At 62.2% G+C, this 10,756-nt stretch carries 7 protein-coding genes and 1 pseudogene; 1 reads left to right on the top strand and 7 read right to left on the bottom strand.

The genetic code is table 11. The features are described 5' to 3' along the window. Positions 1-372, top strand: a pseudogene (locus tag C9427_RS18710) (ROK family protein); the annotation flags it as partial. Positions 373-388: 16 nt separating this feature from the next. Here C9427_RS18710 and phoB read toward each other — a convergent pair. The 7 genes from phoB to C9427_RS18675 form a co-directional block, all read right to left on the bottom strand. Further along, positions 389-1,078 carry a phosphate regulon transcriptional regulator PhoB gene (phoB, locus tag C9427_RS18705; RefSeq protein WP_010911896.1) on the bottom strand — a complete coding sequence of 230 codons (690 nt, stop codon included), beginning with the start codon at positions 1,076-1,078 and terminating at the stop codon, positions 389-391. Between the two features lie 16 nt (positions 1,079-1,094). Further along, positions 1,095-1,802: a phosphate signaling complex protein PhoU gene (phoU, locus tag C9427_RS18700; RefSeq protein WP_097572055.1), complete on the bottom strand. Its 708-nt coding sequence runs from the start codon at positions 1,800-1,802 to the stop codon at positions 1,095-1,097. A gap of 31 nt (positions 1,803-1,833) precedes the next feature. After that, positions 1,834-2,637, bottom strand: coding sequence for a phosphate ABC transporter ATP-binding protein PstB (gene pstB, locus C9427_RS18695; RefSeq protein WP_097572054.1), 804 nt, complete (start codon positions 2,635-2,637; stop codon positions 1,834-1,836). Beyond that, complete coding sequence (gene pstA, locus C9427_RS18690) at positions 2,634-3,485, bottom strand: phosphate ABC transporter permease PstA (RefSeq protein ID WP_107650585.1); 852 nt, start codon at positions 3,483-3,485, stop codon at positions 2,634-2,636. Before pstA ends, pstB begins: the two co-directional genes overlap by 4 nt. 3 nt (positions 3,486-3,488) lie before the next feature. Further along, entirely contained in the window at positions 3,489-4,478 is a 990-nt protein-coding gene (gene pstC, locus C9427_RS18685; protein ID WP_107650584.1) for a phosphate ABC transporter permease subunit PstC, read from the bottom strand. A gap of 60 nt (positions 4,479-4,538) precedes the next feature. Further along, positions 4,539-5,597 carry a phosphate ABC transporter substrate-binding protein PstS gene (gene pstS / locus C9427_RS18680; protein WP_107650583.1) on the bottom strand — a complete coding sequence of 353 codons (1,059 nt, stop codon included), beginning with the start codon at positions 5,595-5,597 and terminating at the stop codon, positions 4,539-4,541. Positions 5,598-6,115: 518 nt separating this feature from the next. Further along, the gene (locus tag C9427_RS18675; RefSeq protein ID WP_107650582.1) at positions 6,116-10,402 is read right to left on the bottom strand and encodes a PAS domain-containing protein; all 4,287 of its coding nucleotides are present in this window, start codon (positions 10,400-10,402) and stop codon (positions 6,116-6,118) included. Between the last annotated feature and the right edge of the window lie 354 nt (positions 10,403-10,756).

Raw genomic sequence — 10,756 nt, 5'->3', positions numbered from 1 at the left:
GTCAGCGACGCCGACATGCGGGCACTGGCCACCCGGGCGCGCGAGGCGGACGGGCCGGAGCGGGAAGCCTATCGCAAGGCCGGCGAAGCGCTCGGCTTCGGCCTCGGCAGCCTGTTCGCGCTGATCGATCCGGCGCCGGTCGCCATGGTCGGCGTCAGCGCCGGCGCCTTCGATCTGATCGAGCCGTCGCTGCGCGAGGCCATCGCCCAGACTGCCGGCGGTCAGCATTCGGAATCGATCTCCTTCGACACCGAGCCGAATGAGTTGCCGCTGATCCGCGAAGGGTGCGCCATGCGGGCGCTGAGTTTCGTCGACCAGGAGATTTTCGCGCCGGGCATCCAGGTGAAGGCCGGAAAGAAGGACGTGGCCTGAACTCGGTAGCGGCGCTCTAATCTTCCCTGATCGCGTAGCCGGCGCCGCGGATGGTGCGGATGACATCGGGCATGCGGCCATTGTTGACCGCCTTGCGCAATCGTCCGACATGCACGTCGACCGTGCGCTCGTCGATGTAGATCGTCTCGCCCCAGACATTGTCGAGCAACTGGCTGCGCGAGAAGACACGGCCAGGGTGCCGCATCATGAATTCGAGAAGGCGGAATTCGGTCGGTCCGAGCCGGATCTCGCTCTTCTTGCGATAGACCCGGTGCGATTCACGGTCGAGCACGATGTCGCCAACCTTCAGCACGCTGGACAGGACTTCCGGCTTGGCGCGGCGCAGCAGCGCCTTGACCCTCGCCATGAATTCCGGCGTCGAGAACGGCTTGACCAGATAGTCGTCGGCGCCGGTGGAAAGGCCGCGCACGCGGTCGCTCTCCTCGCCGCGCGCGGTCAGCATGATGATCGGCAGCCGCTCGGTTTCCGGACGCATCCGAAGGCGCCGACAGAGCTCGATGCCCGAAACCGCCGGCACCATCCAGTCGAGCACCAGGAGATCGGGCACGTTCTCCTGCAGCCGGATCTCGGCTTCGTCGCCGCGCGTCACCACCTCGACCTGGTAGCCTTCGGATTCGAGGTTGTAGCGGAGCAGTACCCCCAGCGGCTCCTCGTCCTCCACCACCATGATGCGTGGCGCGATCATTAACCGGTCGCCCCTGTCATGCCGCCGGCGCCGACATCGCCGTCTCGTCCTGCTTCGGACGATTGGCGGGCAGTTGCGAGCCGGTCAGCACGTAGTAGGCGTTCTCGGCGATGTTGGTGACGTGGTCGCCGATGCGCTCGAGATTCTTGGCGCAAAACAGGAGATGCGTGCAGGCGGTGATGTTGCGCGGATCCTCCATCATGTAGGTCAAGAGCTCGCGGAACACCGAGGTGTATTTGACGTCGATCCGCTCGTCTTCGTTTCTGAGTTTGGCGAGTGCCGCCGCGTCCCTTGCGGCATATTCCTCGATCACGCCTTGCACCTGGATCAGCACCAGCTGCGCCATCGCGTCGATGGAGTGCGACAGGTCGCGCGGCGTGACACTGAGGCCAACCGTGCCGACGCGCTTGGCGATGTTCTTGGCAAGGTCGCCGATGCGCTCGAGGTCGCCGGCCATGCGGATCGATCCGACCACCGCCCGCAGATCATTGGCCATCGGCTGGCGCTTGGCGATGAGCGTGATGGCGCGATCGTCCAGCTCGCGCTGGCGCGCATCCATGATGACGTCGTCGGAAACCACGCGCTGCGCCAGCGCATTGTCGGAATTGAGCAAAGCCTTGGTGGCGCCGCCGACCATCGAGCCGGCGAGATCGCCCATATCGCTGATCAGCTTGCTGATCTGCTCCAGATCCTCATCGAAAGACGCGACTGTATGTTCGCCCATGATCTTGCCCTTCTATGCGTTGTCGGAACGCTCAGCCGAAACGGCCGGTGATGTAGTCCTGGGTGCGCTTCTCACGGGGCGACGTGAAGATCTTCTCCGTGGCGTCGAACTCTACCAATTCGCCGAGATACATGAAGGCCGTCTGCTTGGAGACGCGGGCGGCCTGCTGCATGTTGTGGGTGACGATGACGATTGTGTAATCGGCTTGCAACTCGTCGATCAGTTCCTCGATCTTGGCCGTCGACAGCGGATCGAGCGCCGAAGCCGGCTCGTCGAGCAGGATTACCTCCGGCTTCACCGCTACGGTGCGGGCGATGCAGAGCCTCTGCTGCTGGCCGCCGGAGAGGCTGAGGCCGCTGGCGTTGAGCTTGTCCTTGACCTCGGTCCACAGCGCGGCGCGCTTCAATGCCTGTTCGACACGGCCGTCCATCTCGCCCTTGCCGAGCTTTTCGTAGAGCCTGACGCCGAAGGCGATATTCTCATAGATAGACATCGGAAACGGCGTCGGCTTCTGGAACACCATGCCGATCTTGGTGCGCAACAGGTTGAGATCCTGCGAACGGTCAAGAATATTCTTGCCATCGAGCAGCACCTGTCCCTCGGCGCGCTGCTTCGGGTAGAGTTCGTAGATGCGATTGAAGACGCGCAGCAGCGTCGACTTCCCGCAGCCCGAAGGCCCGATGAAGGCGGTGACGCTGCGCTCGCGCAACGACAGGCTGATATCCTTCAGCGCTTTGCTCTCGCCGTAATAGAAGTTGAGGTTCTTGACCTCGATCTTCGTCTTCTCGGTGACCGACTCGGCCATGTTCAAATCGGTGGACAACATCGGTTTCATCTGTCCTCTCTGCGTCCGGTAAGGCTTCGGGCGAAGATGCTCAGCCCAAGCACGGTCAAGGTGATTATGAGTGCACCGGTCCACGCCAGTTGCTGCCATTCCTCGTACGGGCTGAGGGCGAACTGGAAGATGGTTACCGGCAGGCTGGCCATCGGCGCGTTGAGGTTGCCGCTCCAGAACTGGTTGTTCAACGCGGTAAACAAAAGCGGCGCTGTTTCGCCGGAGATGCGGGCGATGGCCAACAATATGCCGGTGACGATGCCCGAAAGCGCGGCGCGGTAAGCGACCGACTTGATCACGATCCATCGCGGCGCACCGATCGCGGTGCCGGCCTCGCGCAATGAGTTCGGCACCAGCGTCAGCATGTCCTCGGTGGTGCGAACGACGACGGGAATGACCAGAATGGCCAGCGCGAAGGCGCCAGCGATTGCCGAGAAATGGCCCATCGGTCGTACAAGCAGTTCGTAGACGAACAGGCCAACGATGATCGACGGCGCCGAAAGCAGGATATCATTGATAAAGCGAACAATCGTGGTGAGTTTTGAAAAACGCCCGTACTCGGCCATGTAGGTGCCGGCCAACACACCGATCGGCGTGCCGACAACGACCGCGATAATCGTCATTATTAGACTTCCGGCAATGGCGTTGAGCAGGCCGCCGGCTTCGCCGGGCGGCGGCGTCATTTCAGTGAACACCGAAAGCGAAAGGCCCGAGACGCCCTTGTAGAGGAGTGCGCCGAGAATCAGCGCCAGCCATGCAAGCCCGATACCGGCCGCGGCGACGCACAGCGTCATCATCACGGCATTCTTGCGCTTGCGGCTTTGGTGAAGCGATTCAGCTGTCGACATCGGTCAGGCTCCCGTGCGGGCGTCGATCCGCATCAGCATATAGCGGGCGATGGCTAGGATCACGAGGGTGATGACGAACAGGATCAGGCCGAGCGCCACCAGCGAAGAGGTGTAGAGTTCGCCATCGGCCTCGGTGAATTCATTGGCGATGGTTGCCGAAATCGTCGTGCCCGGCGCGAACAGCGAGGCGCTGATGCGGTGGGCGTTGCCGATGACGAAAGTCACCGCCATCGTTTCGCCGAGCGCGCGGCCAAGCCCCAGCATGACGCCGCCCATGATGCCGACACGGGTATAGGGGATGACCACCCGGCGGGTCACTTCCCAGGTCGTGCAGCCGATGCCATAGGCCGATTCCTTCAGCACCGAGGGGACCGTATCGAAGACGTCCTTGCTGATCGAGGTGATGAAGGGCAGAACCATGATGGCGAGGATGAGCGCCGAGGTCAGCATGCCGATACCATAGGGCGGGCCGGCAAAAAGATTGCTCAGTCCCGGAATACCCTTGAACAGGTCGATGACGAAAGGTTGCACAGTGGTCTGCAGGAAGGGCGCGAAGACGAACAGACCCCAGATACCGTAGATGATACTGGGAATGCCCGCGAGCAGTTCGACGGCAATGCCGATGGGGCGCCTGAGTGGGCGCGGGCACAGTTCGGTGAGGAAAACTGCGATGCCGATGCCGATCGGGACTGCGATCAGGATGGCGATAGCGGAAGTGATGATGGTGCCATAGATCGGCGCGAGCGCGCCGAATTTCTCGGTGACCGGATTCCAGGACTCGGTCGTGAGGAAGGAGAAACCGAAGGTCGACAGCGCCTGCCATGAGCCGGCGAACAGCGAGACGGCAACGCCACCGAGAATAAGCAGAACGAGGATGGCTGAAAAGCGCGTGGCCGTCCGGAAGATGGTATCCGTGAGGGCGAAGCGCCGCACCGTCGCTTCCCTGATCTTCATGGCGGCTGACGGTGGCATGGCTTCAGAAACGACAGTCATTTACCCCTCGCGTTGGAAAGGAACGGGAGGGCACCGAAAAGGGCCCTCCCGCAGAGGAAATTACATGGCGGAATAGAGCGGCTTGCCATCGCTGCCGACGACTTCCTTGGCCCACGTTTCCTCGATGCTCTTGACCACGTTGTCAGGCATCGGGACGTAGTCCAGTTCACTGGCCATATCGTCGCCCTTGGCGTAGGACCAGGCGAAGAACTTGAGCGCTTCGCCAGTGGCTGCGGCATCGTCGGGCTTCTTGTATAGGAGGATCCACGTCGCCGCCGTCATCGGCCAGGATTCGGCGCCCGGCTGGTTGGCGAGGATCACGCCAAAGCCCGGCTGCGAACTCCAGTCGGCATTGGCCGCAGCGGCCTGGAAAGCGGCCGATGTCGGTTCGACCTTCTTGCCATCCTTGTTGATCATGTCGGTGTAGGTGAGCTTGTTTTGCTTGGCATAGGCGTATTCGACATAGCCAATCGCACCACCGGTCTGCGCGACGTTGTTGGCAACGCCCTCATTGCCCTTGGCGCCGATGCCCACCGGCCACTCAAGTGCCGTGTTGACGCCGACATTGGCCTTCCAATCGGCGTTGACGTCGGCGAGATAGTAGGCAAAGTTGAACGTGGTGCCCGAGCCGTCGGAACGGTGCACCACCGCGATCGCCTGCGAAGGCAGCTTCGCATCGGGATTGAGCTTCTTGATCGCATCGTCGTCCCACTGCGTGATCTTGCCGAGGAAGATGTCGGCCAACGTCGTTCCGTCGAGAACGAGTTCGCCCGGCTTGATGCCTTCCAGGTTGACGACGGGAACGATGCCGCCCATCACCATTGGGAACTGGACGAGTCCGACCGATTCCAGATCTTCGCCCTTCAGAGGCGCATCCGAAGCGCCGAAGGTCACGGTCTTGGCTTTGATCTGCTTGATGCCGCCGCCGGAACCGATCGACTGGTAGTTAAGGCCGACGCCGGTGTCTTTCTTGTAGGCATCAGCCCACTTCGCATAGATCGGATAAGGGAAGGTGGCGCCGGCGCCGGAGAGGTCCGCGGCGAACGCGGCGGACAGTGTGAGGGTGGACGCCGCAGCCATTGCAATAGCAACGGCCGTCGAGCGGATGAAATGTCTCATGGCCTGCTCCTGTTCGGATGATGATCTCTCGACGCCATTTTTTCGGCGCCCGCTGAGGCCAATAGCCTCCGATTATTACAGTCGCATGACAGTTTCATGTCACACCGGTAACGCCGCACAGCCATGTCGAAAGGACTGATCGCGAACTCTCGCCGGCAAGGCCATGTTTACCGCTGGAATCAGCGGCTTGCACGATTTCCCACCGCCCGCCGGCCGAACGGTCTAGTCAAAAAGAAAATCCGGGCGGGAGCGCGTTGCGTACGGCCAGAGGATGTCATGGCCCGCGCCATCGCCGAAACAGGGTCCGTTGGGGTAGAATTGACGCTGTCTCTTGCCGGCGGTCGCTGCTCCCGCCCGTAACTGGAGGGGCGGAACTCGAATGCGCTCATTGTTCCGGCTGGGCGCGCGCTTTGATATGGTGCGATCGCACCATAGTCTTGCCCGTCAGGCATCACCCGAATCTCGGCTGATTTCGTGACAGTCTTCGCGAACTTGCGCATGACAGAACCGAAGGTTCTCTATCCCGCGTTGCGCTGGACCACGCCGTCGGCATCGAGCCAGCGCTCGACCTTTTCGAGCAGGGCCCTCGGGCTGATGGGCTTGGGCAGATAATCGTCCATGCCGGCCTCCAGGCATCGCTCGCGATCATCCTTCAGCGCGTGCGCGGTGACGCCGACGATCGGGACATGCCTGCCGCTCTCTTCCTCCAGCCGGCGAATCGCGGCGGTCGCTTCGAGGCCGTTCATCTCAGGCATCGACACATCCATCAGGATCATGCGCGGATCGAGCCTGTCGACGGCGTCAAGCGCCTTGCGGCCATTGTCGACGATCTCGAAGCGGTAGCCGGTTTCTCCGAGGATCTGGGTGAAGACCAGTTGGTTCACCTCATTGTCCTCGGCAACGAGTATGTCCAGCCGATGCCCGGCGTCCACAGACGCGCGGAGGCGAACCGGCGGCGGCTCAAGCAGCGCTTGTTCGGACGCGCTCGACGCCGCGGCGGGCGATTGCTTCGGCGATGACTGCGACATGTCGTTTACCGAACCGGCCGCCTGCGCGCCGGCGCCGGTCAGGATATGGCGGCGGCGCTGAATGGTGGCGACCAGCGTTTCCAGCAGCACCGAGCTGCGCGCCGGCTTGATGAGTTGGGCGTCGATGCCGAGATCATGAAGGCTGGTGTTGGCCAGCGACTGGTCGACGGATGTCAGCATGACGATCGGCGTCTCGGCGAGGCCGGCAGTATTGCGCATGATCCGCGCCACTTCGGCGCCATTCATCTCCGGCATCTGATAGTCGAGCACGACGCAGTCGACCGGTACGCCATAGGCGGCGGCAGTGACGAGCACGTCAAGTCCCAGGTCGCCGCTTTCCGCCGCACACGAATCAAAACCCCATGAAATCATCTGCTCTGTCAGGATCGACCGGTTGACGGCATTGTCGTCGACGATCAACACCCGCGCGCCGGTCACGTCGACCGGCATGACGCGCTGCCCGGTTTGGTTCTCGGCTACGGGCAATGTCACTGTAAACCAGAAGGTGGAGCCCTTGCCCTCGGCGCTGTCGACGCCGATCTCGCCTCCCATGAGGTCGACGAGCCGCGAGGTGATGGCAAGGCCAAGCCCGGTGCCTTCGTGCCGTCTCGTCGACGAGGTATCGACCTGGCTGAACTTCTCGAAGACGAATTTCAGCTTGTCCGTCGGAATGCCAATGCCGGTATCGGTCACCGAGATGGTGAGCCTGGTTCCCGCCGCCGCCCTTTCGCCAGTGACATCGACCAGCACATGGCCTTCGTCGGTGAACTTCACCGCATTGCCGAGCAGGTTGGTGACGATCTGCCTGATGCGGCCGGCATCGCCGAGGAACAGGCTCTCAAGGCCGGGCTCGACGCGCACGATGAGCTCGAGGTCCTTCTCCTTGGCGCGTGCAGATACGAGCGTGGCGACGTCCTCGATCGCCTCGCGAAGGTTGAAGGGCGCCGGGTCGAGCACGAGCTGGCCGGCATCGATCTTGGAGAAATCCAGGATGTCGTTGATGATGGTGAGCAGCGCGTTCCCCGATTTCACGATGATATCGGTGAAGATCGTCTGCTTCGGGTCGAGATTGGATTTGGCCAGCAACTCGGCCATGCCGAGCACGCCATTCATCGGCGTGCGGATCTCGTGGCTCATATTGGCCAGGAATTCCGACTTGGCGCGGTCGGCGAGCACCGCCCGCTGCCTTGCCTCGCGCAGTTCGGCCTCGCGCTGGTTCCGCTCGGTGATGTCGATGGTCGAGCCAATCACGTAGAGCGAGCCGTCCGACGCGATCAGCGCGCTCTTGCGGGCCAATTGCTGGCGGAGGTGGCCATCGGCCAGCGTTATGGTCTCCTCGATCTCCTGCGTCTCGCCGCTGCGCAGCACCGCGAGATCGCCTTTCATGAAGGCTTCGCCGTCCGCCCCGAAAATCTCGACGTCGGTCTTGCCGATCGCCTCTTCCATCCCGAAGCCGGTGAGATCGCACCAGCGCTTGTTGACGTAGAACAGCCTGAGGTCGGAGCGCTTGGCGTAGATCGACACCGGCACATTGTCGATGAGGCTGCGGAACACCTCATTCTCGCGCATGCTTTGTTCCAGCGCTTGTTCCCGCGCCTTGACGTCAGTGATATCGGTGCTGGAGCCGACCACATGCACTGACCCGTCCAATGCCACCAGACGGTTCTTGCGCGTCATCATTTGCCTGACCGACCCATCACGATGGGCGACGGGCTCCTCGATCTCCTTGAAACTGCCGGTGACGACGACCTCGGTATCGTCGCGATTGTAGTTTTCGGCATCCGCGGCTCCGAAGAGCTGGGAGTCGGTTCGACCGATGACATCCTCCTTGGGAATGCCGGTCATGGCGCACCAGGCCTTGTTGACGAACTCGATGCTCAGATTCTCTGCCTTGATGAACGCAGCGACCGGCAGTTCGTCCAGCACGTGCCCGAACAGCTCGATCTGGCGCATGCTGTCATGCAGCGCCTTTTCGCGGCTCTTGATCTCGGAGATGTCGACGCGCAGGCCGATAAACGTGCCGTCATCGGTCCTCATGTCGAGGACCTGATACCAGCGGCCGTCGGGATTGAGGCGTTCAAAGGACGCGCTGGGCAGATGGTAGCGTGCCAATATCCCGTCGAGCCAGCGGTCCGGATCGCTGTCATAGAGCTTGTCGAGTTCGGGATCGCCGCTGAGGCGGAAATAGCCCGTCGAATGACCGAGCGCCAGCGCCTCGCGGAAGGTGCAGCCGGGCTGCCAGGCGGGCTTCAGCAGAGGCAGCGTGTCCCGCAGCGCGCGGTTGGCAAAGACGAACTTGTCGTCTCGGTCATAGATGATGACGGCGGCCGGCAGCGAATCCAGCACCGTTGCGAGTTGCCTGCGCGCGTCTTCGGCTTCGGTCTCGCGCCGCTTCATGTCGGAAATGTCGAAGATGAAGCCTGCAACATAGTTGCGGCCGCTCGCCATCGAGACGCGGTTCTTCCTGACGATGCGGGATCTGCCCATGCCGGAAGAGGCGAAGTCTTCCGCCACCTCGTAGATCTGGCCGCTCGCCAGGACCTGTTTTTCGCTTTCTTCGAAGCCAGCGGCGGCATCCGGCTTGGCGAAGTCGGCGCCGCGCTTGCCGAGCATGGCTGGCGGGCGCTGTCCGTACAGCGCGGCGAACGCCTCATTGACGAAGACGAAGCGCAGATTGTCGTCCTTGACGAAGATCGGGTCCTTGACGTTGTTGATCACCGCCTCGGCCAGCCGGGACTTTTCCAGCGCCTCGGCGAGTTCCGCCTCGCGGTCCTTGATGTCGGTGACATCGACATAGGAAATCAGCCGCCTGCCGTCGGCAAGCGAGGCTATCGAGGAGACCAGCGTCCGGCCGTCAGTGCGCGGCAATTGCCGCGACCCCGCCATGCCCGCCCTGATTTCCGTCTCGCGCCCGGCAATGTGCTTCTGCCAGGCCTCTTCATCGGAACCATTGGGATCGACATTCCGGCTGGCCTCCATGACATTGCGAAACGAGCTTCCGACACCGGCGCGCCGGGGGTCGACCTTCCAGAGTTCGTAAAAAGCCCGGTTGATCATTTCCACGCGCAGTTCAGCGTCGAGGAGGACAATGCCGATCGGCATCGAATCGACCATGATGCGAAGGGTGGCAAAGGGTTCGGCCACCGCCTCGCTTTCGGACGTTCCGGAGCCCCCCGGATGAGCTTGGCTGGGGGCGAGCGTATAGGGTCCGTCATCCATGAGCACGGTGGCTACCGTGCGCGCCACGTCGGACAGGATCTGTTCGGTCTCACCGTCTGTCGACGCAACGCTTTGCTCTCGCGTCCGCCTCAGTTCCTCAAACGCAGCGGCGAGCGCTGTGACATTGCGGCCGATGCCGCGATAGCCGGTAAATTTCTTCTCGCTGTCGAAACGTGGAAAGGCGCTGATGCAAACCCAACGGCAATCCGCCCGGCCACGCTTCAGCTCAAAGACGAAATCACGAAACGGCCGATGTGCCCGCAAATCCTCCAGGTGGTTCGCGGCATTTCGGTTGCCGACCAGGACCTGTTCGAGGAAGTTGAAGCAGAAGCGGCCGAGAACGCTCGCCGGATCGATGCCGGTGGCCGTCTGAAAGCTTTCTGAAAGCCAGGAGAAGCGCAGCTCGGCGTCAGTCTCCCAGATCCAGTCAGCCTCGACCAGTTCGCGAAGCGCTTTCGCCGAATCCTTGTGCTCCCCCGACGACGGCGCACTGCTGCCACGCGTCGCCGTCTTGCGAGGCTTGCGTTTGCCGCGTACTGGTCCCTCCACTTCCGCCATGCTGTTCCAACCCGAAGATCAAGGCCGAACCTTCCCCCACGGCTCGTCGGCGGAATGTGCCTGAGAAGCATTAACGTTGCGCTAACCTTAAAGGATCGCCGGCCAGCATTAGCCTGCGCTGATCTGCCTGTTGTCGCCGGCGCCGAAGCCGCGCTATAAATTCTGCAAGGGTGTTACTGATGTTGGGACGGATCTTGCCACTTTTCCTGTGCCCGATGCTGTTGTTCGGGGGCGGATGCGCGCGCAGTTACGACGGCACCGTGGTCATTCCCAGGCCGATCGATGTCCGGCGCGTTTGGGACAGACCCCCGCGGCATGTACAAGCCGATCCGTTGCCACTGGAAAGCGACGTCT

Source organism: Mesorhizobium helmanticense, assembly GCF_003034915.1.
GTDB classification, from domain to species: domain Bacteria; phylum Pseudomonadota; class Alphaproteobacteria; order Rhizobiales; family Rhizobiaceae; genus Mesorhizobium; species Mesorhizobium helmanticense.
The sequence above is the reverse complement of the archived record's forward strand: the minus strand, read 5'-3'. Positions and strand labels throughout refer to the sequence as shown.

Excerpts from the sequence above, each read along its gene's own strand:
- C9427_RS18675 (WP_107650582.1), bottom strand. The coding sequence starts at position 10,402 with ATGGCGGAAGTGGAGGGACCAGTACGCGGCAAACGCAAGCCTCGCAAG.
- pstA (WP_107650585.1), bottom strand. The coding sequence starts at position 3,485 with ATGTCGACAGCTGAATCGCTTCACCAAAGCCGCAAGCGCAAGAATGCC.
- phoU (WP_097572055.1), bottom strand. The coding sequence starts at position 1,802 with ATGGGCGAACATACAGTCGCGTCTTTCGATGAGGATCTGGAGCAGATC.
- pstC (WP_107650584.1), bottom strand. The coding sequence starts at position 4,478 with ATGACTGTCGTTTCTGAAGCCATGCCACCGTCAGCCGCCATGAAGATC.
- pstS (WP_107650583.1), bottom strand. The coding sequence starts at position 5,597 with ATGAGACATTTCATCCGCTCGACGGCCGTTGCTATTGCAATGGCTGCG.
- phoB (WP_010911896.1), bottom strand. The coding sequence starts at position 1,078 with ATGATCGCGCCACGCATCATGGTGGTGGAGGACGAGGAGCCGCTGGGG.
- pstB (WP_097572054.1), bottom strand. The coding sequence starts at position 2,637 with ATGAAACCGATGTTGTCCACCGATTTGAACATGGCCGAGTCGGTCACC.